The organism is Secundilactobacillus kimchicus JCM 15530 (assembly GCF_001433995.1).
In the GTDB taxonomy this organism is placed as follows: domain Bacteria; phylum Bacillota; class Bacilli; order Lactobacillales; family Lactobacillaceae; genus Secundilactobacillus; species Secundilactobacillus kimchicus.
The window spans coordinates 111,874-137,086 of record NZ_AZCX01000002.1; the positions used below are offsets into that span (position 1 = coordinate 111,874).

Sequence of the window (25,213 nt, forward strand, 5' to 3'; positions counted from 1 at the left end):
TATATAGTTAGCTAGTCAAGTAACTAACCTATTGTTTGGAGGACAAACGGATGAAAAAACTTTGGATTGGCCTAGCCGTGGTTGCCATTTTGATTGCCGCACCATTTGTTGTTGGAAAAGTCTACGATGGTTGGGGGACCAGTTATTACGGTCAGGTCGGCGAAGCAAGTAGCCGCCAGCCATCAAAGGACGATCAGGGCACCATACAAGGCTACTACTATGTCTACCACATTAAGGGGTATGATAAGGACGGAAAGTCCCGGATGCTGACAGTGAATACAATGGGTGACAAGAAGTTTACTAAGGGTCACTACATTAAGATTTTATGGACGGCCGCTAAAGGCGTTAAGAATTATGAAGGCGTTAAATGGGCAGCGGTGCCACAAAAGGCCCAGAACCATTTGCGTCATTAAATGATATGGATAGTGAAAAGCCGTGGATTAGGATTCGTCCTAAGATCGACGGTTTTTTTGCAATTAAGGTTGTTTAGGCCTTGATTGGCGGTACAATGAATTGCAGCAGAGTCAGTCGGCCAAGCCGTTGGCAAGTCGACTAAAGGAGGAAAATAAATGGCCACTGTAAATACGGGCCGGTTGCTAAGGCGCGCATCCAATCAGCTAGTTCACCAGTTTGATCGCTTTGCAGCAACTTACGGGTTAACCAGCATGCAGATGTCGATTATTGATTTTTTAAGTCGTAACAGCGAAAAACAGTTGATTCAGCGCGATATTGAACGCGAGTTTAACGTTCAACGTTCAACAATGACGATGATTCTACAACGAATGGAGAAAAAAGCGTTGATTCAGCGGGTTTCTGTGCCCCAAGATGCCAGGCAAAAGCAGGTTATTTTAACGGCTAAGGCCACGAATCTGGCTCACGATATTCGGGTATACATGACCCGCCAAAACGCTGAGGTCGAAGCCCGGTTTGGAGCGAGCCAAATGCAGGCATTTAACCAAATTCTGGACTACTATACGTCATTAACTAATGAGGATTTTACGACCGACTAAGCCGGGTCAACGTGGTCGTGATGAATGAATCGAACGGCCCCGAGTAGTAGAACGGCAATAACGCCGACGGTGATAAGCCGGATTCCGTCACCACGAAGTGAAGCGTCACCCCCCAAAGCATAGAGGGCGGCAGTCGGCAAACTGCCAAGAAAGCATAGGGTAAATCGTGTCGGACCGGATGAAATCAGACGAGAAGCGGCTAGGTTGACGACCATACTAGGGACAAAGGGAATGGCATAGCCAAGCACAAGTCCCAGTCGAGGGTGGCGAACCTTTAACAAATCCCGGTATAACCGACTTGTTGAGGGCGGTTGTTGGCGCCGTTTTTCGAGGAGCGGCAGCAGGCTAGTGACCGAATAGTTTCCTAGGGTGGCCGCTGTCAGATTTAAGGCAAAGCCAGTCCAATGGCCAAAACAGATGCCGGAGACAACGGCCAGGATTGAATAGGGGGCTCCCGGGAGCCAAATCATTAACATCAATAAGAGCGTGTAAAGGGCCAAGTCAATTGGCCTTTTATTTTGGAAAGCGTTAATTAAAGTTTGCCGATCGGTTGTGACGTCCGTTAGGTCTTGTAGTTCGGCCTTAAACCGCCAGATAATTAAAATCATGATAAGCGTTGCAGCAATCATCAAAATAGCTGCAAGCCGTTTGTGACAGCGAATAAAAGTCATCTCATCCCCCCCTTTTCAAGGTAGTATACCGTCAAATCAGCATTAAAAAAACCACCGTCATTGAGGGGGAATGACGGTGGCGAGGAGTGAAGCGTATGAAGTTTGTTTTGAATCGTTGTGGACTTTTAATGTAGGGGGACATTAAAAGCTCTAAAAGTGAATTTAATTCTGTTTGTTTGGGGAACAAACGTGAGGAGTGAAGCAGGTTTTAAAACCTATTTGAGTTCAATCATTGAGTGGTTGGACTGCGAATAACTTGTCATTTGCAGGACTTCCTTTCGCTTTCTATGGTCCCTACTTTACGTGGTGGAGCTTAATTCAAGCTTAAAAGCGTGTGACTTTTTTGTGATGATTGGTCAAGGTGAGTGTCGTGAATAATCGTACAATAATTTTGAAACCGGATAATGGGATTAAATCCGAAATACTAGTTTTCGGAAGCGATTACAACGGCGCTTTAGCAACCCTTATAAGTAATATTTATGACTACTGTGGTATTTGACTATGAAATCATCCGGGGCATAAAGTATAGACATCGTAATGTTGTACACAAACAAGTTAATTTTTTCACATATCTTGAAACCAATTATTGGAGGGTGTATTACTATGGAAAACTACCGTGTTGAAGAAGATACTTTAGGTCCAGTTAACATTCCTATTGATGCTTTATGGGGCGCGCAAACGGAACGGAGTCGGCACAATTTTCCGACCGGTGCCAAAATGCCGTTGGAATTGATTCGGGCGTTGTTACAAATTAAAAAAGCAGCGGCTCAAGCGAACAAGGAAGTTGCTGCAATTGCTGGCGAAAAAGCTGATTTAATCGTGAAGGCGATTGACGCATTGCTTGCACTGAGTGATGAAGAACTCCGTAAAGACTTCCCGCTGGTGGTTTACCAAACCGGCTCAGGTACGCAAACCAACATGAACGTTAACGAAGTTGTGGCCCACATGGCGGCCAAGATTGACGGTTCTATTGAAATATTGCCAAACGACGATGTCAATCACGGCCAAAGTTCGAATGACATCTTCCCAACGGCAATGAATATTACCGCTGCGGTTGCTGTTGATAAGCTGGAAGCCGCCGCTCAACATCTGCTTGACGAGTTGCAGGAAAAGCAGGAAAAATACTGGCGAACCGTTAAAATCGGCCGGACCCACTTGCAAGACGCGACGCCGTTAACCTTTGGTCAAGAGGTTAGTGGTTGGGCCAGCATGGTTGAGCACGATCTTGGTTACTTGAAGACTTTGAACGCAACTTTGAGTGAGGTGGCCATGGGCGGGACCGCTGTTGGAACCGGCTTAAATGCTGCGCCACACTTTGCTGACACCATTGCCGAAAAAATGAGTGCCGTTTATGAACATCCGTTTACTGCTGATTCAAACAAGTTTTATGGGTTGGCTGCGCACTCAGGGTTAAACGTGGTTCACGGTGCCATCAAGACGTTAGCCGCTGACTTGATGAAGATTGCAAACGATGTGCGGTTCCTTGCGAGCGGGCCGCGAGCGGGTTACGGAGAGCTTAACATTCCAGCTAACGAACCCGGATCTTCCATCATGCCAGGAAAGGTCAACCCAACCCAAGCTGAAGCCATCACCATGGCTGCGGTACGGGTGATGGGAAACGACGTCGTAGTTGATTTAGCTTCAAGCCAAGGAAACTTCGAAATGAACGTGTACAAACCCGTTTTAATCAGCGCCTTCCTCGAATCTGCTGAATTGTTGACTGGGACTATGACGGGCTTCGCAGACAAGATGATTCACGGCTTGACGGTTAATGCTGAACGGATGGAGGAATTAGTCGATCGATCATTGATGACGGTTACGGCTCTCTCACCTCACATTGGGTACCACGACAGCGCCAAAATTGCGCAACAGGCTGAAAAGGATGGCGACACCCTAAAGGAAGCAGCTGTTAGATCGGGCCAAGTGACCGCTGAACAGTTTGACGAGTGGGTTGTCCCAATTGATATGACCAACATTGACAAGTAATAGGAGGCAGTTTAATGGCTGACGGATTTAAATTTACACCAAGCAACCCGAATAACTTAGCTAACAACTACGATGTCATCATTATTGGATCGGGTGGTGCTGGCTTAACGAGCGCTATTCAAGCGTACGAACTTGGGTTGAATCCGGTGATTTTGGAGAAAATGGACAAGATTGGTGGCAACACCACGCGGGCATCATCTGGGATGAATGCGGCTGAAACGCTTGTTCAATTGAAACACAAAGTAGTCGACAGCTTCGAAGACTTTTACGCTGAGACCTATAAGGGCGGGGGCGAACAAAATAATCAGGAACTTTTAAAGTATTTTACGGAACATAGTGCGCTGGCGATTGATTGGCTTAGCGACCACAACATTGAATTAGACGACCTCACCATTACGGGTGGAATGAGTAAGATGCGGACCCACCGGCCAAGTTCCATGGCTGCCATCGGGGGCTTCTTGGTAACTGAATTATTGAAACAAGTTGCCCTTGATAACATCCCCTTATTCACTAATGTCAAAGTTGACGCTTTGTTGACTGACGATGATGGTGTCGTTACGGGCGTTAAGGCGACGGCAAATGATCAAGAAGTTGTCATTAGTGGGAAAGCAGTTGTCTTGGCAACCGGTGGGTTCGGTGCCGGAAAAGATTTGCTGGCAAAATACCGACCGGATTTAGACGGCCTCAATACCACGAATCAGCCGGGCGCTACGGGTGATGGTATTAAGCTTGCAACCGCCGTTGGCGCAAAGTTGGTGGATATGGACCAAGTTCAAGTTCACCCGACAGTTCAGCAGGATACGGATCACGCGTTCTTAATCGGAGAAGCCGTTCGTGGTGAAGGGGCCATTCTGGTCAATAACGAAGGGCAACGGTTTGTTAACGAATTGGATACCCGAAAGAACGTAACAGCGGCCATTGATGGGTTAGGCGGCACGGGCGCTTACCTGATTTTTGACCGTGGTATTCGTAATCGGGCAAAGGCCATTGAATTTTATGATTCGATTGGATTGGTCAAGACGGCCGATTCGCTACCAGAACTCGCAGAAGTGACAGGCCTGACCGGCCACCATCTGGCTGATACGGTTGCAATCTGGAATCAAGCGGTAGCCGATCACAACGATGCCGACTTTAACCGGACAACAGGGATGGACCGTGATATCGCGAGCGGACCGTTCTATTCAATTCACATTGCCCCGGCCGTTCACTATACCATGGGTGGCGTTGCCATTAACCACAAGACCGAAGTCCAAAACGAATCCGGTCAAGCAATTCAAGGCCTATATGCTGCTGGTGAAATTGTTGGTGGCCTGCACGGTAACAATCGAATCGGTGGTAACTCAATTGCTGAAACGATTATTTTTGGGCGTCAGGCGGGACAACAGGTGTTTAGTTATATTAACGCTTAAACGGTAAATAAAGCTTAGGCAATAAGGCTCCCAAAGTCGGTGACGGTCAAAAAACCAGGAACGGACGAGGGAGCTTTTTACTATAGTGAGGTGACGAGAGTTGAGAAAATTTATTGCGCTGGTAGGAACTAATTCAAGATTATCCACTAATCGACAGCTACTGGAATTTATGAAAAAATACTTTGCGAACAACGTGGCAATTGAACTCGTAGAATTAGGAAATCTACCAATGTTTGATAAGCCACTGGGGAAAGCATTACCCCAAGAAGTTCTGACGATTGCTCAAAAAATTAATGAGGCGGATGGTGTGATCATTAGTACGCCAGAGTATGATCACGCGGTTCCTGCTGTCTTGATGAACGCCTTAGAATGGCTTTCATTTGGCATTCACCCGTTTCTTGACAAACCGGTTATGATTATTGGCGCTTCTTTTGGGGCACTTGGGACATCACGCGCCCAAGCTCATTTGCGACAAATTCTTGATTCACCAGAACTTCAAGCACGGATTATGCCGAGTTCAGAATTTTTAGTTCCAAATTCGCTTCAGGCGTTTGATCAAGCAGGCGTTTTAATGGACGCAAACACGATTGAAAAGTTAATCAGTCTAGTTGCTGATTTCCAAGAATTTATTGACTTGAACCGGCATTTAAAACACGGTTATTTGTTGGATCAGGCCCAGATTTAAATCACGATTGAAAACGCTTTTAATTCTTGATTGAGCAATCAAAGGATTAATAAGGGTCGGTATTTTAGATTGAAAAATAGGAAAATGAGGGATTTTATCCCGAAAATTAAATGATATTTTTTAAAAAGATAAAAAAATCACCATTATTTTTAAAAAAGTTAACATTTTTCTTTGAAATGCGGTATACTCAATGTGACATTAATAACAAACCATTTCGCTCTGAAACAACGATGGCTTGTTAGTAAAGAAAGGGGTATCCACATATGGAAGATTCAAAGAGAAAAGTTGTTCTTGTCGGTGACGGTGCAGTGGGGTCTTCGTTTGCGTTCTCACTATTACAATCAACTCAGGTTAGCGAGATGGTCATCGTCGACCTTCAAGAAGAACATGCACAAGGTGATGTTATTGACCTTCAAGATACGCTACCAGAAACGACACCTGCAAAGTTTTATACTGGGACCTACGAAGATGCTAGTGATGCAGATATTGTCGTGATAACCGCGGGCGTTCCCAGAAAATCCGGTGAAACTCGGTTAGACCTAGTTAATAAGAATGCCAAAATTTTAGATAGCATTGTCACACCGGTGGTTAACAGTGGGTTTGATGGTGTATTCCTCATTTCTAGCAACCCAGTTGACGTTTTAACCTCAATCACGCAGCGGTTATCCGGATTTCCTAAAAACCGAATTATTGGGACTGGAACCTCATTAGACACTGCTCGTTTAAGGGTATTATTAGCGCAAGAACTGGGGATTGGAACCAAAGGAGTCAATGCCACTATCTTTGGCGAACATGGGGACTCATCATTTGCAAACTTTGATGAGGCTACTGTCAACGGAAAACCGTTACGTGGACTTCCTGGCATGACAAATGATCGTCTGGACGAGATTGAAGAGGCTGTTAAGCGGCGTGGTGGCCAAATAATTTCGAAGAAGGGGGCGACCTTCTACGGGGTGGCAGTTAATCTAGTTCGAATTTGTCAGGCTATATTAAATGATTCAGACGTTGTTCTACCGGTTTCTGCACCGTTAAGTGGGCAATATGGGTTGTCAGATATTTACATTGGTACACCAGCCGTCATTAATGCGAATGGTATTCAAAAAGTGATTGAATATCCGTTATCAGAAGCTGAACTTAAGAAAATGCGTTATTCAGCTGAAAAGTTAAACGAAGTCTTACTCGAAGCCAATTAGGGGTTTCGTTTTACAATCCTTTGTGCAAAACAGAACAATCAAAACGACTAATTATTTGGGGTTGTTTTAGCTTTTATTCATACCATTCATAAACTTGTTACAGCACACGGGAACTTGAATAGCGAGGAACGTAGGAGGAAGTTATGGAACTCAACAAAATAGAGTATAAAAAATTTATTTGGCCAATTATTATTGGTTTAATTATTTGGTTCTGTTCACCGTTTAAGCCAGCGTCGGTTTCGATGGCGGCTTGGCATATTTTAGCTATTTTTGTAGCAACGATTATTGGCTGTATTACCCAGCCACTCCCAATTGCTGGGGTGGCGCTAATTGGGCTAACTATTACAGTTTTGTTGGGCGTTGTGCCTTTGGATACGGCGGTTGAAGGGTTCGGTAATGGAACCGTCTGGATGATTGCAATGGCCTACTTTATGTCTCGGGGATTCATCAACACTGGTCTAGGTCATCGAGTGGCGTTAATATTTGTCAGACTGTTTGGAAAACGAACGTTAGGGTTGGCCTATTCGTTGATTGGTGTGGATCTCGTTACCTCACCGGCAACGCCAAGTAATACGGCCCGTGCTGGTGGAATCGTGTACCCTATCATTCAATCACTGGCCGAAACCTTTGGCTCAAATGCTAAGGATGATTCTCGAAGTAAGATTGGGTCATTTCTGGTTTTTGCTGAATTTCATGGGGATATTATTACCAGTGCAATGTTTATGACAGCCATGGCGCCTAACTTAGTTGCCGTGACATTAGCCAAATCATTGCACGTTCAGATTTCTTGGTTTAGTTGGTTTTTAGCGGCGATTGTCCCTGGATTAATTTGTTTAATCGTTGTTCCTTACCTGATTTACAAAATGTATCCACCTGAAGTTAAAGACACACCTAATGCTAAAGAGTGGGCAGACGGACAGCTCGAAAAAATGGGTAAAATGTCGCGTCCTGAAAAAATCATGGCAGTCGTTTTCGTTCTAGCTTTAATCCTATGGATGCTTTCAAGTTTCATTGGGTTGGAGGCTGCGACGGTGGCGTTCTTAGCCGTTTCAATTTTACTTGTTTGTGGCGTTTTATCTGTTAATGATATATTGCATGAAACGGGTGCTTGGAACACGCTGGTTTGGTTCTCAATTTTGATTTTTATGGCAAATGAGCTGAATACTCTTGGCTTTATTCCATGGTTGTCTGGTGCAATTGGTGGTGCGCTGCACGGCGTCAGTTGGGGGATCGTTTTACTGATCTTAGTTGTTTTCTACTTCTACAGCCATTATTTATTTGCAAGTGGAACGGCTCACGTATCAGCGATGTATGGTGCTCTATTAGGGGTTGCCATTTCAGCTGGTGCACCAGCAACATTATCAGCATTATTGCTTGGATTTACTGGTTCAATTTTCGCATCTACAACACATTTTGCTAATGGACCAGCCAGTGTCTTGTTTGGTTCAGGCTATGTGCCACAAAGTGACTGGTGGAAATACAACTTCATTTTAGGGTTGTTCTACCTAGTTGTATTCGGTGGAATTGGGACTCTTTGGATGAAGGTTATCGGAATTTGGTAATCAAAAAGCAGCCCTTGGCTGCTTTTTTAATACCGTGATGGTGTTGAAGGGAGGTGGTTAGTTGAAATTTAAAACAAGTGATCACGTTCTCATTGACTATTCGGATGTTGGTGAAGGTCAAGCTGTTGTATTACTTTGTGGGCTTGGTGGTAAGAAAGAAATATGGTACTCACAAGAGCAGTTTTTGTTGGATCAAGGTTATCGAGTCATTAACTTGGATGCTAGGAATCAAGGTTATTCAGGTAAAACCATTAAAGGGCGCCGAATTTTTCGCCATGCTCAGGATTTGTATGAGCTACTCGGGCATCTCGACATTAAACAGTTTATTGCAATTGGAAACTCAATGGGAGCGTCAACGTTTTTCGCCTACATGGCGCAGTATGGATGTGGTTCAATCCTTGGGATGATTGATATTGATCAAAGTCCGAAGATGATTGCTGATCATTCTTGGGCGTTTGGGTTTAAGCAACTGACCTGGGAGAATTTTCCGGATTATTTGAAGATTCCCTTTGGCTCAGCTTCGTATCATCGATTAGATGATTCGGTGTTTATTCACCTTCAATCTATTCAAAAAGCACCCAAATATGATGCTCATCTTAATTATTCTTTTTTAGTGGATCATGCGTTCCAAGATTGGCGTGATGTTGTCGCGTTGATGCCAGTGCCACTTTTAGTCGTTGCAGGAGAAAACTCCCCGTATTTTGATCCGGCATTTGCAGAAGCAACAGCTAGATTAGCAAAGTACGGGGAGTACGAGGTGATTGGTAACGCAGGACACGTTCTAATGGCCGAACAACCCTCGGCGTTTAACAATATTTTATTGAAATTTCTATCGAGGTGGAACTGAGTCTACGAAGTTGTTTCCATTTCCATTAAGACTCGGTTAGCGACTGATTCGTTTGTAACAAAATCGGTAATTAACTTTCCACGTAGTGCACCAAGTAAAGGACGGGCTTTAAACTTACTTTTTACAATAGCAATTCGGGTTGGTACGGCTAGTAAGGTATCGATAGACGCACCAAATAGTTTATCAGTTGTTGGGTTTAAGATGTTTCCTTGAATGTCAAATGGTCGTCCGTACAACATTCCGACAATTTGAGAAAGATCAACGCCCTCAAAAATTTCACTCAGGTGTTGTTTCCATACGGGAATGGTATCGACTGAGGCTAGAGTGCCAATACCTGCAAATATCATGTCCATTTTTGACATTGTTGAAAAGGCTGGTATAAACGCTGGTTCCTTTGCAAGCTCCGTCCTGACGTCGTTATTCAAAATATACAATGGTGCGGGGACTGTTTGATATTGGGCGCTATACCTGGCAGCCGCTTTTTGAACTAACGGAGTAGAACCAGAAGCGTAGTTATGTTTTAAGTTATGGCCCATAATTTGATTAAACGTCAGGTCGTCACGAACTTCAGCTTGAAAGTGGTTAATGACGTTCATGACGGTTCCCCCCCAAGAGACACCAACTGTTCGACAAGTCCGGATCCGGTCTTGAATGTTTTGAGCAGCGAAATTAATAATGTTTTCGTAATCGTCATTCGTTGTGTCAGCGTCCTTTATGATGAAAGCATTTCGAAGATCAAAGAGTCGCTTGAAACGGGCTTCTAACTCGAAATTTCTATTTATCGGGGTGTTAATGCTAATTTTAACTAAGCCGGAAGCTAATGCTTCATCTAATTGTTTAGTGATTAGGTATCGACTAATATTGTATTTACTTGAAATTTGAGCAATTGTCAGGTCGGAGAGGTAATAGTCTCTGGCAATGTTTGCAAGCTGTTCTTGGTGTTTCATATTTTCCAATGATTGAGACCTCCTAAATATTTTTGTTGGTTTTATCATACCAATTCTTTTTCAAAGTTGCTTGAATTTTTAACAGCGATTGAATAAGTTTAATCGCATTTTTAAATTATTGAAAATATCTGATAATAATTTGAAAAAATTAAAAAAACGCGGTACACTATGAGTGACAAAAGAATTGATAACAATTGCACAATCCGCAGTTGCTTAAACTAAGGAGTAATGTGTATGACGGAATCAGAAGATATTTTGAGACTGCATGCCGCTCACACCGGTGTGTTGGATATTAAGTCCGATTTAAGTGTGACATCTAAGGCAGATCTGGGGAAAGCATATACTCCTGGAGTTGCAATTATTTCTAAAAAGATTGCTGCTGAGCCAGAGCTTAAGAACAAATACACAATGAGTGGAAAATTAGTCGCACTTGTAACAGATGGTTCTGCCGTATTAGGTCTCGGAAATATTGGCCCTGCTGGTGGGTTGCCTGTTATTGAAGGAAAGGCCTTATTATATAAAGATTTGGCTGGTATTAATGCCATCCCGATTGCAGTTAACCAAGTACCTGCTGATGAGGTAGTCGCGACAATTAAAAATATTTCATTATCGTTTGCGGGTATTCATCTTGAAGATATTGCGGCACCGCGGTGTTTTGAAATTGAAGAAAAATTAAATCAGGAACTGGATATTCCGGTTTACCATGATGATCAAGAAGGCACTGCAATTGTCGTGCTGGCGGGTTTAATAAATGCTTGCAAGGTCACTGGACGCGATTTGAAATATGCTCATGTTGTGATTAATGGCGTGGGGGCTTCAGGATTAGCGACCGCTAAGTTACTCTTTCATGCGGGCGTCAAGAACCTAACCCTTGTTGATGTATACGGGGTTGTGACAGCAGAAGATAGCCGGTATAACAAGTATCAGCGGGATTTTGCCCGTCAGTTGGGAACTGCACCTTCACTGAAGAATAAAAAGTTAGCTGATGTTATCAAAAATCAAGATGCTTTTGTAGGACTTTCTGATAAAAATGTTTTATCAGCTTCTGAGGTTGAGACCATGAATGCGGACCCCATTGTTTTTGCGCTTGCTAATCCAGATCCTGAGATCAATCCCAAAGTGGCGATTGGTGCGGGGACTAAAGTGATGGCGACGGGATCTAGTCAGTACCCCAACCAAGTTAATAACATTTTGGCTTTTCCGGGACTATTTAAGGGCTTGTTAGGTAGCGGTTTGAAAAAGGTCGACTTTGGTTTGCAAGTCGCCATTGCTTCTGCGCTGGCTGATACGGTTGAAAGCGTCACGGCAACGGAAATTGTGCCAAGTGTTTTCAATGAAAACGTGGTTAAGAAGGTTAATCAGGCCGTTATTGATTATGCAAAGCATCAAAAGAAATAGCAGATTCTGGAGGTGAATTATGGATAGTGAAGTACGTGAGCTTCGCCTAAGAAATCCTAGCGATTACAAAAAATGGCGAACATTTTTAGAGTCGCTTAATATCTTTAATTTCGAAGAAAGCGAAGTTTCCGGGATTGATTTAACGCTGGGTATTTTTTCTGGCGAGGATCTCGTTGCAACAGGATCTTTAGCAAACAACACGCTAAAATACATCGGTGTTTGCAATAAAAATGTTGTCACGGGTTCCAGATTTAACGTCATCGTTAGTGCTTTAGTCAATCGGGAATTTCAACGCGGCATTTTTCACATGTTTGTGTTTACCAAGAAAAAATATTCGGCTAGTTTTCAACACGTTGGCTTTTCTGAATTAGCCAGTACAGAAGATGCAGCAGTACTTGAAAACGGTAAGCCAGGCATTGAGGATTATTTGGGTGAAATAGCTGAGTCTAGTGTTAGTCCCAGTGAAAAAATTGCGGGGATTGTGATGAATGCTAACCCGTTCACTAATGGTCACCGCGCACTTGTTGAAAAAGCGGCTAGTGAAAACGATTTTGTTTACGTTTTTGTTGTTCAGACAGAAGCCTCTCTATTTCGATTTGATGAGCGACTGAGATTGGTTCAGGAGGGAACTCAGGATTTAACCAACGTGAAGGTTGTTAGTGGCGGTAATTATATGGTCAGTTACCTCACTTTCCCAGCGTACTTTTTACCATCTTCTGAAGATACCATCCGATATCAGACGACATTAGACGCCCGAATTTTCAGAAATAAAATTGCACCAAGGCTAGGGATCAACAAACGGTATGTCGGAACCGAGCCCTTTTCAAGGACGACAGGTGTGTATAATCAGGTTCTAGCCGAAGAATTACCACCCAATGTTGAATTAAGCGTCGTCGATCGAGTTCAGGCTGAAGACAAGCCGGTGACGGCGACCGCTGTCAGGCAAGCAATAAAGGCGGACAAGCTGAGCGCAATTAAAGCATTAGTCCCAACGTCAACCTATGATTTCATCAATAACAATAAAAATGAACTGATTGCTCGTATTCAGAAAGGAATGAACATTAATGGAAATTAAAGAAACAGCAATTGCAGGCACCCTTGAATCATCAGATATTCAAATCATGTTAGCGAAAGGGGCTAACGGAATTGAAATTGACTTAGAATCAGATGTTAAAAAGCAATTCGGACAACAAATTGAATCAGTAATAACAACGACACTCAATCAATTGGGGATTGAGTCAGCCAGTGTTAAAGCAGTTGATAAGGGTGCGTTGGACTGTGTTATTAAGGCCAGAACTATTGCCGCGGCTCAGCGGGCAGGTCAAACGACTGATGAACCAGCATGGGAGGTATTGTAAGATGGCACAAAAGAACGAAGAACGATTACGCCGAACAATGATGTTTGTTCCCGGCAACAATCCAGCGATGGTTAAAGATGCAGGAATTTATGGGGCAGATTCAATCATGTTTGATCTTGAAGACGCTGTTTCAATGGCAGAAAAAGACGCTGCCCGCGATCTTGTTTACGAGGCAATTCAGTCTCAAGACTATGGGAATGCAGAATTGGTCGTTCGAGTTAACGGTCAAGATACGCCTTATTATAATAATGACGTTAAGGCTATGGTTAAAGCGGGCATTGACGTTGTCCGATTACCGAAAGTTGAAGATGCTCAAATGATTCAAACGCTGGAAAAAGATGTCTTAGCAGCCGAAAAACAGTTTGGTCGTGAAGAAGGTTCGACGCATGTGATGGCAGCGATTGAAAGTGCCAAAGGCGTGTTGAACGTCGCTGAGATTGCAGCAGCTTCGGATCGGATGATTGGTGTCGCTCTTTCTGCCGAAGACTATACGACAGATATGAAGACCCATCGTTATCCTGATGGTGCTGAACTTGAATTTGCTCGGAATATGGTTCTGCATGCAGCGCGGGCGGCTGGAATTGCAGCCTTTGATACGGTCTTTACTAACATGGATGATACGGAAGGCTTTTACCGTGAAACGCGCTATATTCATCAACTTGGTTTTGACGGCAAGTCTTTGGTTAACCCCCGTCAGATTTCGATGGTTAATAGCGTTTATGAACCCACCCAAAAAGAAATTAAAAATGCCCAAAATGTCATTACCGCAATTGAAGAAGCTCGTATTAAAGGTTCAGGGGTTATTTCAATGAATGGTCAAATGGTTGACCGTCCGGTGGTATTACGAGCTCAACGCGTTATGCGACTAGCTAAAGCATCAAACCTAGTTGATGAGGAGGGAAATTACATTGAAAAATAGTGTAAATCGCGAACTACCAGAAGATATTATGAATGAGTTGGACTACAAGGGATTCGAGTCAACCGAAATTGGTAACCCTGAAATTCAACGGGTAGCCCCAAAGGTCCATGTTTCCACTGGAGACAACAAAGTTGTTAGTTCTATTGAAGATGTTGTTAAAAAGACGGTTAAAGATGGGATGACAATTTCGTTTCACCATCATTTTCGGAATGGAGACTTTGTTTTTAATAAAGTGATGCGGGTCATTATAGATGCTGGAATTCAAGATTTGACCTTAGCACCGTCCTCATTAACGGGCGTGATGAATGACATGGTGATTGAAGCGATTAAAAAAGGTACGATTACCAACATTACGAGTTCTGGGATGCGTGGTTCACTGGGAGACTTTGTTTCTCATGGGGGCTTAAAAAATCCTGTCATTTTCCGTTCTCATGGTAACCGGGCAAGAGCGATTGAACATGGTGATATCAAGATTGATGTCGCTTTTCTAGGGGTACCAAATGCTGATCGATTAGGAAATGCAAATGGTATGAACGGGAATGCGGTATTTGGTTCACTGGGCTATGCATTGATGGATGCACAATACGCAAATTCTGTGGTGTTATTAACCGATAACATTGTCCCATACCCTAATACGCCAGCGTCAATTAAACAAACCCAGGTCGATTACGTAGTTGAAGTCGATAAGGTTGGCGATCCCGAAAAAATTGGATCTGGTGCGACTCGATTCACTAAGGATCCTAAAGAACTAAAGATCGCAGAGACGGTTAACAAAGTGATTACGAATTCACCATACTTCAAAAATGGATTTTCGTTCCAAACTGGGACGGGTGGTGCGGCGTTAGCTGTGACCCGTTATCTTAGACAAGAAATGATTGATAATAAAATTAAAGCATCCTTTGCCCTAGGCGGTATTACTAAACCAACAACCGATTTACTTGAAGAGGGGTTGGTTGAAAAAGTCATGGACGTTCAAGACTTTGATAAAGGTGCGGCCGATTTCATGCATACTAATCCAAAGCAGCAAGAAATTGATGCTTCGTGGTATGCTGATCCTGATAATAAAGGTGCGATGGTGGATCAACTGGATGTTGTTATTTTAAGTGCTTTGGAAATTGACACTAAGTTCAATGTGAATGTGATGTCCGGTTCTGATGGTGTCATTCGAGGGGCGATCGGGGGGCACCAAGACGCTTCGACCGCTAATCTCACCATTATTTCTGCACCATTGATTCGGGGGCGGATTGCAACCGTTGTTCCCGACGTTACAACGGTTGTAACGCCAGGGGATTCGGTTGACGTGCTAGTGACGGAGTATGGAATTGCGATTAATCCTAAACGAGACGATTTGAAAAAGGCTTTGAGCAATATTCCGGGAGTTCCGATTTACGATATTAGTGAACTTCAGCAAATGGCTGAAAAACGGGTTGGCAAACCAACACCGTTACAGTTTACCGATAGAACAGTTGCTATGATCGAGTATCGCGACGGTTCAATTATTGATACAATTAAGCAGGTTAAGGATTAATTTAAAAGCACCGTAATTCAATTTGCGGTGCTTTTTAGTTAACCTGGAAAGGCGTAAAAATGTTTTCAGAAGGTCAAAAACAAACAATTGAAGCGGTATTGGCAAACCGAGACGCCCGCGTGGTTAAACAAACGCAACTTATGGATGAGTATCCGAGGCGGACAATCGTCGCAGTAAAATTAAATATCCCTGGACCGATTAAAAACAACCCTAGCATTAAACGGCTGTTTGATACTGGCATGACGCGAATGCTCCATTTATTTGCCAATCGGAATATTCCGGTTAAAGTGATTGAGACATGGGATAAACCGACTGGAAACGAACTTTTTTTGGTAGCCAATGCCACCCCTGAAATGACGAAACAGGCCACCGTTTATTTTGAAGATGAGGATGGATTGGGTCGACTATTTGATGCAGATGTTCTGGATTCAAGTGACCAGATGCCAATCTCTAGAACAAAATTTGGGTTTCCCGTTCGACGATGTTTCATTTGTAACCGGATTGCGAAGGATTGTGCTAGGTCACGTCGTCATTCCGTTTTAGAACTTCAGGCAAAAGTTGCCCAAATCGCTGAAAGTGAGATTAATTGAAATGATTAAACGACCCCAGTCCGAAGAAATGAAAGCCAAACAAAACAAAATTGTGACTAATGCGGTGAGGGCGCTTCTATATGAAGTGAGCGTACAACCTAAGCCAGGGCTAGTTGATCCGGTTTCAAGTGGTCCGCATCCTGATATGGACGTGTTCACGTTTTTAGATAGCTCAGTCAGTTTAACCGCTTATTTTAAAGCGTGTGTTCAGACGGCTTGGTCGTTTAATGATGAGGCCACACTTCCGACTTTATTTGAACAAATTCGGCCGTTAGGTATTCAGGCGGAGGCAACGATGTTTGATGCAACTAGTGGGATTAACACTCATAAAGGAGCCGTTTTCTCTCTGGGAATTGTCGTGACCGCTACCGCCTATGCTGAGAGTCATGACCGACAGGACGTTTTTAAAATTGTGAAAGAGATGCTCGTTGGCCTAGTGGAACGTGATTTTTCAAAAGTGACCGAAAAGGCAGAAAATGAGATGACGGCTGGCGAACGAGAATACGTGCATTTTGGCATTACTGGAATCCGAGGCGAAGCTGAGCATGGTTATCTGACGGTTACTCAAGTGGCGCTTCCTCAACTCTCAACAGCACGGGGAACACTTAATGAACGGCTGCTTGACACACTGATGGCCATTGTCGGCCATTCTGTTGATACAAATTTGGTTAAGCGGGCGGGTAGTATCGATATTATACCGTGGGCTAATGACCAAGTTAGCCGTTACTTTTTGGCTGGGGGTAGCCGAACCGAGGCGGGAATGGCTTATCTTAAACAGCTAAACCAGGTTTTTCTGGAAAAAAATTTGAGTTTAGGCGGGTCTGCTGACCTCTTAATTGTGACTATTTTTGTGGCTTTAAGCCAAGGAATAATCTAAAAAAGTCTGTGAAACTTATGGGAAAAAATGGTTACCCAACTAAGTTTCGCAGACTTTTTAATTGACAAAGATTGAGACGATTTTTTTCTCTATTGGACTAAGAATATGGGAGGACCGGTAGGCCAGGTACACGTTAAATGATAATGGCGCATCAAATAAGATTGAGTGTTGAATAAGCGGATCGTCGTTATCAATCGCCAAATCGGTTAATAATCCAATTCCCGCGCCAGCTTCCACCATTTTTTTAAGTGATTGAATTTCACTAGTCCGGAAAATGATTTTTTTATTAAAGTCACCCTGTTCAAATAAGTAATTCATTACGGTGGCATGAATAAAATTGTCGTCAAGGGCAATGAGAGGAAGATTCAGGAATTCCTCAGGCAGAAGAGGACCCGTCTTGGAGATAAGAGGCTGTTGAACGTTATCAATAATAGAAAATGAGTGTTTAGCTAGTAAAATTTTTTGGCCAATTTCGCCCCAGCGATTACTTTGGGTAATAGCGGGCGCGTGGGCAATTAACGCAATGTTAATTGTGCCAGAGACTAGTTCATCCAGCAATTTATCTGATCCAATAGTAACTGGGTTAATTTGTCCCAGCAAATTCTTCTGAATGAGTTTTGGGACGTATTTTGGAAAGAAATATGTCGCAATGATTGGTGGTAATCCGAGGGGAATCACTTCTTTTTTTAAGTTGTCAATTTCTCTTTGGGCTTCTGCAATGTCTTGTTTGATTCGGTTGGCATGGACGAGTAACTGGCTTCCAGCAGTTGAAAGCTGAATTGAGTTTTGTTTCTTATCTCGAAGAAATAAAGGTGTGTCAAATTGTGATTCTAGTCGTTTAATAGCTAAAGTAATCGTTGGTTGAGTGACTTGAAACTGCTTTGCGGCGCCAGTAAAGCTTAGGTTTTTAGCAACTGCGATGAAGTAATCTAAATCTCGAGTTTGCATCCAACCACCTCCATTCCTTATAAAGTTATTTTATCACATTGGCCACATTTGACTATCAATATTTATAGGGGGTAGGCTGACGATGATGAATAAATGGGAAGGGTGATTGAGATGCAAGCACAAGAGCGATTAAATAATCCATTTTTGAACAAAGGGACCGGATTTACGGCGAAAGAAAGGCAACAGTATGGACTCGAAGGCTTATTACCACCCGTTGTTAGAACAATTGAGCAGCAGGCTGAGGAGGTTTATCGCAGTTACCAAAATGAAGCAACGGCGTTAGGAAAACGGGAATTTTTGATGCATATTTTTGATACGAATCGGCGTCTTTTTTTCTATGTTTTTTCGCAACATGTTGCGGAATTGTTGCCCATTGTTTACGACCCAACCATTGCGGAAAGCATTAAAAAGTATAGTCATATCTATCAAAAACCTCAGGGAGCAGTTTTCTTATCGATGGATGAAGCACCTGATAAGATTCAGACGAGTCTTCTAGCAGGTGCGGCTGGTCGTGATATTCGTTTGATTGTTGTGACAGATGCAGAAGGCATCCTTGGCATTGGTGACTGGGGCGTCCAAGGGGTTGATATTGCGGTTGGCAAGTTAATGGTGTACACGGCTGCCGCCGGTATTGATCCTACTCAGGTGCTACCCGTTATTATTGATGCCGGAACGAATAACCAAAGCCTGTTAGACGATCCATTGTATCTAGGAAACCGACACCCGCGGATTACGGGAGCAGCCTATGACGGCTATATCGATGCCTTTGTGGCAGCTGTTAAAACGGCCTTTCCCCAAGTCTACCTACACTGGGAGGACCTCGGTCGGGACCACGCAGCCCAGATTTTGCAGCGGTATCAAGACCAACTGACCACCTTCAACGATGATATTCAAGGGACTGGTATTATCACGTTGGCGGGCGTCTTAGGGGCTTTAAAAATATCGGGGCAAAAGCTGGCAGACCAACGTTACATTCAATTTGGCGCTGGGACCGCAGGCGCTGGGATTGTTAAGCGAATGTATGATGAAATGCGCGAACAAGGGCTTGATGACAAGACGGCTAAGGCTCACTTTTACCTGGTGGATAAGCAGGGCTTGTTGTTTGAGGATACCCCGGGATTAACACCGGAGCAACGACCGTTTGCGCGGCGGCGCAGTGAATTTGATCAGCCCGATGACTTGGTTGATTTGCTGTCGGTGGTCAAAGCCGTGCATCCGACCATCTTAGTCGGGACATCAACGGTGGCTGGCGCCTTCACAGAACAAGTCGTTCGTGAGATGGCTACCCACACAGATCGGCCCATTATTTTTCCAATTTCGAATCCTACTGAAAAAATGGAGGCCAAAGCGGCCGATTTAATTCGGTGGACTAATGGTCGCGCGCTTGTTGCCACGGGAATTCCGAGTGAGCCGGTAACCTATGATGGCGTTACTTACAACATCGGCCAAGCGAACAACGCACTTGTTTATCCAGGACTCGCATTGGGCACCATTGCTAGCACCGCCAGCCGGCTAAGCGATGAAATGATTAGCGCGGCTGCCCATTCTTTAGGTGGGATCGTCGACGCGGCCCAGCGTGGGGCAGCTGTATTGCCACCAGTTGAAAAATTAACCGAGTTCTCCCAGGCAGTTGCGATTGCGACAGCCCGTGCCGCAGTTAAGCAAGGGGTGAATATGAAGCCAATCAGCGATGTACCAGCGGCTGTGACCGCAATGAAGTGGACGCCACAGTACTAGCTTCATGAGTGATGAATCGTATCAAGAAGCGACCCGATGAATATCTAAGGGTCGTTTTTGACTACTTAGGGTTGAGTAGCTGTTTGTTTGGAACGGTTTTTAGGAAGAGTTACCAAGAATAGCTTGATTAACCACTATAACATTGACGTGGCGGCACTTTCATGTAGTTCGTCCAGTGCGCAGTAAGGGTGGCGGTTAAAAACCTAAACTAGGGCAATCAATATCAAAAAAGCCAGCTTGCAAACGGCAAGACTGGCTAGTCACTGTAAAAATTGGTCTTATCTTGAACCCGGTAATAATGGCAAACCATAGAAGATCTAATAGTTGAAACCGTTTACAAGATAATGATTTAAGGTTACACCATTGATGACTATTTGTGAAGAATAGCGTCTCGGAAAAAAGCGTTATTCGGGTAAGGTCAGGTGCCGATTCCGTTGACATTACAAGGGTTGCGCGGTAAAATTGTAGACAATTAATTCTAACCGAAATTCATAGAGTTGGCAGTGATGAGAAGAGTAGAAAACAGGTCTGTGACAAGCGACCGCCGAGGGTGAAAGGGCGGCACAGATCAATTTTTGAAGATGAACTCGGAGCCTTTACGTCGAGTGAGAGCTCAACGTACGCGGCATCGCGATATCAACCTTGAGGCAGCCAGTGTTGCAAATTTGGGTGGTACCGCGGAGCTCCCGTCCCTGTGCGTGTTTGCACGGGGATTTTTTTGGCTAGAAGAGGGGGGAACAAGATATGTGGCACATCATCGTCACATCAACGCCTCAGCTGATTGAAGCTGGGCTAAAATACACAATTCCAATTTCAGTTATTTCATTTATTTTAGGATTGGTTCTAGCATTGGTCACAGCGTTAATCCGAATTTCGACAAAGAAGGGTGCCTTCTGGATTTTAAAAGGCATTGCGCGGTTTTATGTCTGGCTATTTCGGAGCACGCCCCTACTGGTGCAATTATTTATTGTTTACTTTGGGCTGCCCTATTTAAAAATTGCGGGGCTGTTTCCTAACGGGATTCAGATGAGTCCCGTCACCGCCGGAATTTTGACCTTTTCGCTGAACACTGGGGCCTACTGTGCGGAGACGATTAGGGGCGCCATTTTATCCATTCCCAACGGGCAGTGGGAAGCTGCTTATTCTATCGGCATGACGCGGACAACGGTCCTACGGCGCATTATTCTGCCACAGGCCGTCCGGGTGTCGCTGCCACCGCTGGCGAACAGTTTTATTGGCCTTGTCAAAGACACTTCGTTGGCCGCTTCAATCACCATTGTCGAAATGTTTGAAGTCAGTCAGCAGATTGCGGCCCAAAATTACCAACCTCTGGTTATGTACTGCTTGGTTGCGGCCCTTTACGCCGTTGTCTGCACGGCCTTATCCTGGTTACAAGGGTATCTTGAAAAAGTGACGTCACGGTACGTCACAACGTCGAATTAGGAGGGCGCCATGATTGAAGTAAAGCACTTAAATAAGACGTTTGATGGTCATAACGCGTTAACCGATATTTCGGTTCAGTTTCCGAAGGACCAGACCACGGTGATTGTGGGCCCCTCGGGTTCCGGCAAGTCCACTTTGTTGCGATCACTGAACTTTTTGGAACGGCCAGAATCCGGCATTTATCAATTTGATTCAGACGAGATTGATTTAAGTCAACCCATCTCGAATAAAACCATTTTAAGTATTCGGCGCCGCACGGAAATGGTCTTTCAAGGTTACAATCTATTTCCCCATCTTTCCGTCTTGCAAAACGTGATGGAAGGCCCTATCCAGGTTCAAAAGGTCAAAAAAGCGGCCGCCCAACAAGCGGCTATTGACCTTTTGGGGAAGGTCGGGTTGGCCGAAAAAGCATCGGTCTATCCGAGTCAACTATCTGGTGGGCAGGCCCAACGAGTTGCCATTGCCCGCTCATTAGCGATGCATCCTGAATATATTTTTCTAGATGAACCGACCAGTGCCTTGGATCCGGAGTTGGAACTTGAAGTGTTGAAGGTGTTACTGCAAATTGCAAGTGAAAAGCAGTCAATGATTATTGTGACGCACAACATGGCCTTTGCTCAGCAAGTGGCGAACAAAATTGTGTTTATTGAAGATGGTCATGTGTTGTATGATGGCGGGTCAGACGCCTTCTTTGAGACAGATAACCAACGAATTAAGGATTTTATCTCAGCAATGACATTTTCGAATATATAAATTGAGGAGTGTTTTCAAAGTGGTATTTTCAAGAATCGTTAAAAGAGTAGCCTTGTTGGCAGGGGTCGTTTTGGTTGGGGTAACCTTAGCGGCTTGTGGGAGTCAGTCGTCTCAATCAGGAAATTATAAAGATAATTTGGCCCAGTCTGGGAAACTGACCATTGGTCTTGAGGGCACTTATCCGCCATACTCTTACCGTCAAAATGGTAAGCTGACGGGATTTGAAGTGGAGCTAGGGAAGGCAATTGCGCAACAGCTTGATTTAAAAGCCAACTTTGTCCCGACTAAGTGGGATGGATTAGTTGCCGGGCTGGGCAGTGGTAAGTACGACATTATTTTAAACAACATGTCACAGACCCCAGACCGAAAAAAGGCGTACCTTTTCTCAACACCGTACATTTATTCAAAATACGCCATGATTACCCGTTCAGATAATAAGGACATTAAGACGGCTAAAGATATTAAAGGTCGTAATTTCGTGGCGTCTACTGGTTCAGATAACGGCGTTGTGATCAAGAAGTTTGGTGGCAACCTGCGACCAATCGAACAGTTCCAAACCGAACTCGACCAGATTCGTGAAGGACGTGCAGACGGTGCAATGAATGCGGAATCTGCCATCACCACCTATGCTAAGGATCATTCCCTTAAGGGGCTCAAGTACCATGTGCTGACTGAAAACGAACAGCCAGCTGCAAAAATTTCGGCGCTGTTTAACAAGCAGGACGGAAAGTTGCGGGACAAGGTTAATGACGCTTTGAAGCAATTAAAAGAAAATGGCACGTTGAAGAAGCTGTCTGTGAAGTACTTCGGGACGGATATTACTACAAAGTAAACTAGCTTGGACTAATAAAACCACCCCGATTGGGGTGGTTTTATTAGTTGTTGATCGTTAATCATTAACCATGGTGGGTCGAACGATGACCACCAGAGCGCCGACCTTTCAACACCTTACGCTTGAATTTTGGCCGTGCATCGTCTGCGACAAATTGAAAGTGACGAACCTTACCGGCGTACGGTTGGCCGTTCATGCGAATCCGTAGCCAATCATGCATGGTATCAACGAGCTGGTTGGCATTGGCCACTTGGGCGGGTTGGCCAGCTTTTTGAGCTGTGGGTAAGACGTCTTCTTGGATTTGTTTGATAAGTTTTTGGTGGTAGCTCACCAATTCCATGGTTAGCGGGGCCTGAAGGTACTGGTTAAAGAGTCCTTCGATATAGCGGAGCGCATCCTTTGCGTCCTTAGGCTGATAATATCGATTTTCGTTCATACATTCACCTCAAAAGTTATCATAGGCACGATTGGGATGTTTGTCAAAAGCTTCTTGGGGTAAAATATCATTAGATGGGAAGGGGGAATTAGTGTGGAACTGCGATTGCTACGATATTTTTACACGATTGCTGAGGAGTTAAATATTTCGCGTGCTGCGGAGATATTGCATATTACGCAACCAACGCTGAGTCGGCAACTGCGAGAATTAGAAATAGAGTTAGACACTCAGCTGGTTGATCGCACCGGCCGCACGTTAGCCTTAACGGAGGCGGGCCATTTTTTAAAGAGTCGGGCGGCTGAGATACTGACCCTTACAGACGCGACCACTGAGGAGTTTATGGACCGCAAAAAGAACCTGTTTAGCGGTCATGTGGTCATTGGCTGCGTAGAAGCAGATAATTCTGACACGTTAGCCATGTTACTGGAGGATTTTGTGAATGACTATCCGCGAGTCACGTTTGAGATTTTTAGCGCAACCTCAGACTTAATTATCGAACGTTTAGATCGAGGGCTGTTAGATATGGCCATCTTGCTAGAGCCTGTAAATACGGCTAAGTATAAGACGCTAGCTTTACCTCGAACTGAAACTTGGGGATTATTGGTGGGCAGCGACAGCTATCAGGCTAGCCAAGAAGTCATTACACCAGAGATGCTGCCGGGATTACCACTGATGCTTTCAGCCCGCCCAGAGGTCTGTCAAATGTTACTTGACTGGGCCGCTGTCCCGGCGGAAAAGTTGAATGTTGTTGGCAATTTCAACCTGAGTTTCAATGTTATTCCCCTCGTAGCTCACGACGTCGCAGCCGCCTTAATGATTGAAGGCGCTGTGACAGGTCGAACCGGTGATGAGACCGTTTTTGTCCCATTGGCGCCTAAAATGGCTACCGAGTGCGTGCTTGCCTGGCGTCGCGAACGACCATTATCGCCCGTCGCGGCCGAATTAATTCAATACTTCAAAGATGCTTTTGGACATTAATGCGTTTCTTTCCCTTGGAGCCAAGGGGAGGAGGCGTTTTTTTGATTGTTGTATTCATGACAGGCATGATTTGGTAGCAATTAGGCATTGGATGGCAGTCAGTTTAAGTCCTAAGATAGACCTAATCTGGCGAAGATAGGAGGCTAAGGTGGTGCCCATCTATTATTTTTCGGCTCAGCAAATTGGTAGCGTGACTGAGCAAGTTGCTCACAAAATCGGTCAGGCGACAGCATCGGTTCCAATTCGGATCCAAGTTACGCCAAAGTACCCCAATGACTGGCACCAGCTGCTGGATCGCGTTCAAGCCGAGAGAGCTGGGGAGCAACCGTTGACGGTTCATCCTATTCTAGTGTTGAGTCAAGCAGAGCCATTGTTGATTTGCTATCCCAATTGGCAAAATCACCTCCCCCCAGCCGTTACCTGGTGGCTGCGACGACTAGAAATAAAGGGGCCGACAATCTACCCAGTCTGCGTGCATGAGGGGAGTGGGATGGGTGATAGTGAAGCCGACATTAAGCAGTGTATTCCCGCGGCCAAGTTGCAGCTAGGACTGCCCATCCGAGCCTCCCGGGTCGAGCTGGCAGGAAAGGCGATTGAACACTGGTTAGTTGAAACTCATTTTGTGGGGGCCAACATATCCACGACTGATTTGAAGAAAAGGAGTATCTAGAAAATGACAAAAAACGAAGCTGTTAAACAAGGTGTGATATTTCCAAGGGGTCCGGAGAATACGGACTATGCCCAATACTTTACGGGTCAGAGCTATCTTCAAGGGTTAGTCAGTGACCCGGAAGTGACCGTTGGTGTTGGTAATGTGACTTTTGAACCAGGATGCCGCAATAACTGGCACATCCACCATGACGGGTTTCAGATTCTGTTGGTAACGGGTGGAGAAGGCCTTTATCAAGAAGCTGGGAAACCGGCTCAATTACTGAAACCAGGCGACGTCGTGGTGACCCATGACGGGGTGAAACACTGGCATGGCGCAACGGCATCAAGTTGGTTTTCACACGTGGCCATTACGGCAGGAACACCAGAATGGTTAGAAGCTGTTGATGATGACGACTACCGGAGCGCCAACAATACAACTAAGGGGGCTGAGTAAA

The 25,213-nt window shown here is 44.6% G+C and carries 26 protein-coding genes; 22 read left to right on the top strand and 4 right to left on the bottom strand.

What is annotated here, in order from left to right; translation table 11 throughout:
* The first annotated feature begins 50 nt into the window (after positions 1 to 50).
* Complete coding sequence (locus FC96_RS02970) at positions 51 to 413, top strand: YxeA family protein (protein ID WP_056941961.1); 363 nt, start codon at positions 51 to 53, stop codon at positions 411 to 413.
* 156 nt (positions 414 to 569) lie between these two features.
* Positions 570 to 1,010: a MarR family winged helix-turn-helix transcriptional regulator gene (locus FC96_RS02975; RefSeq protein WP_056941962.1), complete on the top strand. Its 441-nt coding sequence runs from the start codon at positions 570 to 572 to the stop codon at positions 1,008 to 1,010.
* Here FC96_RS02975 and FC96_RS02980 read toward each other — a convergent pair.
* Complete coding sequence (locus FC96_RS02980) at positions 1,007 to 1,681, bottom strand: VTT domain-containing protein (protein ID WP_056941963.1); 675 nt, start codon at positions 1,679 to 1,681, stop codon at positions 1,007 to 1,009. The two genes, FC96_RS02975 and FC96_RS02980, sit on opposite strands and share 4 nt — an antisense overlap.
* A 603-nt stretch (positions 1,682 to 2,284) precedes the next feature.
* Between FC96_RS02980 and FC96_RS02985 the strand changes: the two genes are divergently transcribed.
* The 6 genes from FC96_RS02985 (at position 2,285) to FC96_RS03010 (ending at position 9,363) form a co-directional block, all read left to right on the top strand.
* Positions 2,285 to 3,667: a class II fumarate hydratase gene (locus tag FC96_RS02985; protein ID WP_056941964.1), complete on the top strand. Its 1,383-nt coding sequence runs from the start codon at positions 2,285 to 2,287 to the stop codon at positions 3,665 to 3,667.
* A 14-nt stretch (positions 3,668 to 3,681) separates the two neighbouring features.
* Complete coding sequence (locus FC96_RS02990; RefSeq protein ID WP_056941965.1) at positions 3,682 to 5,076, top strand: flavocytochrome c; 1,395 nt, start codon at positions 3,682 to 3,684, stop codon at positions 5,074 to 5,076.
* A gap of 100 nt (positions 5,077 to 5,176) precedes the next feature.
* Positions 5,177 to 5,761, top strand: coding sequence for an NADPH-dependent FMN reductase (locus FC96_RS02995; RefSeq protein WP_056941966.1), 585 nt, complete (start codon positions 5,177 to 5,179; stop codon positions 5,759 to 5,761).
* A gap of 263 nt (positions 5,762 to 6,024) precedes the next feature.
* A complete protein-coding gene (locus tag FC96_RS03000; RefSeq protein WP_054659202.1) occupies positions 6,025 to 6,954 on the top strand; it encodes an L-lactate dehydrogenase in 930 nt (309 codons plus the stop codon).
* 143 nt (positions 6,955 to 7,097) lie between these two features.
* Positions 7,098 to 8,516, top strand: coding sequence for an anion permease (locus FC96_RS03005; protein WP_056941967.1), 1,419 nt, complete (start codon positions 7,098 to 7,100; stop codon positions 8,514 to 8,516).
* A gap of 61 nt (positions 8,517 to 8,577) precedes the next feature.
* Positions 8,578 to 9,363 carry an alpha/beta fold hydrolase gene (locus FC96_RS03010; protein ID WP_056941968.1) on the top strand — a complete coding sequence of 262 codons (786 nt, stop codon included), beginning with the start codon at positions 8,578 to 8,580 and terminating at the stop codon, positions 9,361 to 9,363.
* Between the two features lie 2 nt (positions 9,364 to 9,365).
* On the opposite strand, the gene FC96_RS03015 is transcribed toward FC96_RS03010, so the two are convergent.
* Positions 9,366 to 10,319 (bottom strand): sugar-binding transcriptional regulator, encoded by a 954-nt coding sequence (locus tag FC96_RS03015; RefSeq protein ID WP_082593215.1) that lies wholly within the window; start codon positions 10,317 to 10,319, stop codon positions 9,366 to 9,368.
* A gap of 225 nt (positions 10,320 to 10,544) precedes the next feature.
* Between FC96_RS03015 and FC96_RS03020 the strand changes: the two genes are divergently transcribed.
* From FC96_RS03020 to citG, 7 genes are read left to right on the top strand one after another with little or no spacing between them, the layout of a single operon-like run.
* Positions 10,545 to 11,708, top strand: a complete 1,164-nt coding sequence (locus tag FC96_RS03020; protein ID WP_056941969.1) for an NAD(P)-dependent malic enzyme — start codon at positions 10,545 to 10,547, stop codon at positions 11,706 to 11,708.
* Positions 11,709 to 11,727: 19 nt separating this feature from the next.
* Complete coding sequence (gene citC / locus FC96_RS03025) at positions 11,728 to 12,783, top strand: [citrate (pro-3S)-lyase] ligase (protein WP_056941970.1); 1,056 nt, start codon at positions 11,728 to 11,730, stop codon at positions 12,781 to 12,783.
* Positions 12,773 to 13,066: a citrate lyase acyl carrier protein gene (gene citD, locus FC96_RS03030; protein ID WP_054659206.1), complete on the top strand. Its 294-nt coding sequence runs from the start codon at positions 12,773 to 12,775 to the stop codon at positions 13,064 to 13,066. Before citC ends, citD begins: the two co-directional genes overlap by 11 nt.
* Before the next feature lies 1 nt (position 13,067).
* Positions 13,068 to 13,985: a citrate (pro-3S)-lyase subunit beta gene (gene citE, locus FC96_RS03035; protein WP_054659208.1), complete on the top strand. Its 918-nt coding sequence runs from the start codon at positions 13,068 to 13,070 to the stop codon at positions 13,983 to 13,985.
* Positions 13,975 to 15,513 carry a citrate lyase subunit alpha gene (gene citF, locus FC96_RS03040; protein ID WP_056941971.1) on the top strand — a complete coding sequence of 513 codons (1,539 nt, stop codon included), beginning with the start codon at positions 13,975 to 13,977 and terminating at the stop codon, positions 15,511 to 15,513. The genes citE and citF overlap by 11 nt, the downstream gene beginning before the upstream one ends.
* A 59-nt stretch (positions 15,514 to 15,572) precedes the next feature.
* Positions 15,573 to 16,103 carry a citrate lyase holo-[acyl-carrier protein] synthase gene (gene citX, locus FC96_RS03045; RefSeq protein ID WP_056941972.1) on the top strand — a complete coding sequence of 177 codons (531 nt, stop codon included), beginning with the start codon at positions 15,573 to 15,575 and terminating at the stop codon, positions 16,101 to 16,103.
* A 1-nt stretch (position 16,104) separates the two neighbouring features.
* Entirely contained in the window at positions 16,105 to 16,980 is an 876-nt protein-coding gene (gene citG / locus FC96_RS03050) for a triphosphoribosyl-dephospho-CoA synthase CitG (RefSeq protein WP_164478854.1), read from the top strand.
* 57 nt (positions 16,981 to 17,037) lie between these two features.
* Here the strand turns inward: citG and FC96_RS03055 are convergent, their stop codons facing one another.
* A complete protein-coding gene (locus tag FC96_RS03055; RefSeq protein WP_056941973.1) occupies positions 17,038 to 17,928 on the bottom strand; it encodes a LysR family transcriptional regulator in 891 nt (296 codons plus the stop codon).
* 111 nt (positions 17,929 to 18,039) lie between these two features.
* Between FC96_RS03055 and FC96_RS03060 the strand changes: the two genes are divergently transcribed.
* From FC96_RS03060 to FC96_RS03075, 4 genes are all read left to right on the top strand, one after another.
* Positions 18,040 to 19,665 (top strand): malolactic enzyme, encoded by a 1,626-nt coding sequence (locus tag FC96_RS03060; protein ID WP_056941974.1) that lies wholly within the window; start codon positions 18,040 to 18,042, stop codon positions 19,663 to 19,665.
* 744 nt (positions 19,666 to 20,409) lie between these two features.
* Positions 20,410 to 21,108, top strand: a complete 699-nt coding sequence (locus tag FC96_RS03065) for an amino acid ABC transporter permease (RefSeq protein ID WP_054659220.1) — start codon at positions 20,410 to 20,412, stop codon at positions 21,106 to 21,108.
* Between the two features lie 9 nt (positions 21,109 to 21,117).
* A complete protein-coding gene (locus FC96_RS03070; RefSeq protein WP_056941975.1) occupies positions 21,118 to 21,861 on the top strand; it encodes an amino acid ABC transporter ATP-binding protein in 744 nt (247 codons plus the stop codon).
* Between the two features lie 19 nt (positions 21,862 to 21,880).
* The gene (locus FC96_RS03075; RefSeq protein ID WP_056941976.1) at positions 21,881 to 22,693 is read left to right on the top strand and encodes a transporter substrate-binding domain-containing protein; all 813 of its coding nucleotides are present in this window, start codon (positions 21,881 to 21,883) and stop codon (positions 22,691 to 22,693) included.
* Positions 22,694 to 22,757: 64 nt separating this feature from the next.
* Here the strand turns inward: FC96_RS03075 and FC96_RS03080 are convergent, their stop codons facing one another.
* Positions 22,758 to 23,129, bottom strand: a complete 372-nt coding sequence (locus FC96_RS03080; RefSeq protein ID WP_056941977.1) for a hypothetical protein — start codon at positions 23,127 to 23,129, stop codon at positions 22,758 to 22,760.
* 93 nt (positions 23,130 to 23,222) lie between these two features.
* On the opposite strand from FC96_RS03080, the gene FC96_RS03085 reads away from it, so the two are divergent.
* From FC96_RS03085 to FC96_RS03095, 3 genes are all read left to right on the top strand, one after another.
* Positions 23,223 to 24,107, top strand: a complete 885-nt coding sequence (locus FC96_RS03085) for a LysR family transcriptional regulator (protein ID WP_056941978.1) — start codon at positions 23,223 to 23,225, stop codon at positions 24,105 to 24,107.
* Positions 24,108 to 24,258: 151 nt separating this feature from the next.
* Positions 24,259 to 24,777 carry a flavodoxin gene (locus FC96_RS03090; RefSeq protein ID WP_054659224.1) on the top strand — a complete coding sequence of 173 codons (519 nt, stop codon included), beginning with the start codon at positions 24,259 to 24,261 and terminating at the stop codon, positions 24,775 to 24,777.
* A gap of 3 nt (positions 24,778 to 24,780) precedes the next feature.
* Positions 24,781 to 25,212, top strand: a complete 432-nt coding sequence (locus FC96_RS03095) for a cupin domain-containing protein (RefSeq protein WP_056941979.1) — start codon at positions 24,781 to 24,783, stop codon at positions 25,210 to 25,212.
* Position 25,213: the final 1 nt, after the last annotated feature.

Bases quoted from the DNA above. Each gene is read 5' to 3' on its own strand.
- FC96_RS02970 (WP_056941961.1), top strand. From the start codon at position 51: ATGAAAAAACTTTGGATTGGCCTAGCCGTGGTTGCCATTTTGATTGCC.
- FC96_RS02975 (WP_056941962.1), top strand. From the start codon at position 570: ATGGCCACTGTAAATACGGGCCGGTTGCTAAGGCGCGCATCCAATCAG.
- FC96_RS02980 (WP_056941963.1), bottom strand. From the start codon at position 1,681: ATGACTTTTATTCGCTGTCACAAACGGCTTGCAGCTATTTTGATGATT.
- FC96_RS02985 (WP_056941964.1), top strand. From the start codon at position 2,285: ATGGAAAACTACCGTGTTGAAGAAGATACTTTAGGTCCAGTTAACATT.
- FC96_RS02990 (WP_056941965.1), top strand. From the start codon at position 3,682: ATGGCTGACGGATTTAAATTTACACCAAGCAACCCGAATAACTTAGCT.
- FC96_RS03000 (WP_054659202.1), top strand. From the start codon at position 6,025: ATGGAAGATTCAAAGAGAAAAGTTGTTCTTGTCGGTGACGGTGCAGTG.
- FC96_RS03005 (WP_056941967.1), top strand. From the start codon at position 7,098: ATGGAACTCAACAAAATAGAGTATAAAAAATTTATTTGGCCAATTATT.
- FC96_RS03020 (WP_056941969.1), top strand. From the start codon at position 10,545: ATGACGGAATCAGAAGATATTTTGAGACTGCATGCCGCTCACACCGGT.
- citC (WP_056941970.1), top strand. From the start codon at position 11,728: ATGGATAGTGAAGTACGTGAGCTTCGCCTAAGAAATCCTAGCGATTAC.
- citD (WP_054659206.1), top strand. From the start codon at position 12,773: ATGGAAATTAAAGAAACAGCAATTGCAGGCACCCTTGAATCATCAGAT.
- citE (WP_054659208.1), top strand. From the start codon at position 13,068: ATGGCACAAAAGAACGAAGAACGATTACGCCGAACAATGATGTTTGTT.
- citX (WP_056941972.1), top strand. From the start codon at position 15,573: ATGTTTTCAGAAGGTCAAAAACAAACAATTGAAGCGGTATTGGCAAAC.
- citG (WP_164478854.1), top strand. From the start codon at position 16,105: ATGATTAAACGACCCCAGTCCGAAGAAATGAAAGCCAAACAAAACAAA.
- FC96_RS03055 (WP_056941973.1), bottom strand. From the start codon at position 17,928: ATGCAAACTCGAGATTTAGATTACTTCATCGCAGTTGCTAAAAACCTA.
- FC96_RS03060 (WP_056941974.1), top strand. From the start codon at position 18,040: ATGCAAGCACAAGAGCGATTAAATAATCCATTTTTGAACAAAGGGACC.
- FC96_RS03065 (WP_054659220.1), top strand. From the start codon at position 20,410: ATGTGGCACATCATCGTCACATCAACGCCTCAGCTGATTGAAGCTGGG.
- FC96_RS03070 (WP_056941975.1), top strand. From the start codon at position 21,118: ATGATTGAAGTAAAGCACTTAAATAAGACGTTTGATGGTCATAACGCG.
- FC96_RS03080 (WP_056941977.1), bottom strand. From the start codon at position 23,129: ATGAACGAAAATCGATATTATCAGCCTAAGGACGCAAAGGATGCGCTC.
- FC96_RS03095 (WP_056941979.1), top strand. From the start codon at position 24,781: ATGACAAAAAACGAAGCTGTTAAACAAGGTGTGATATTTCCAAGGGGT.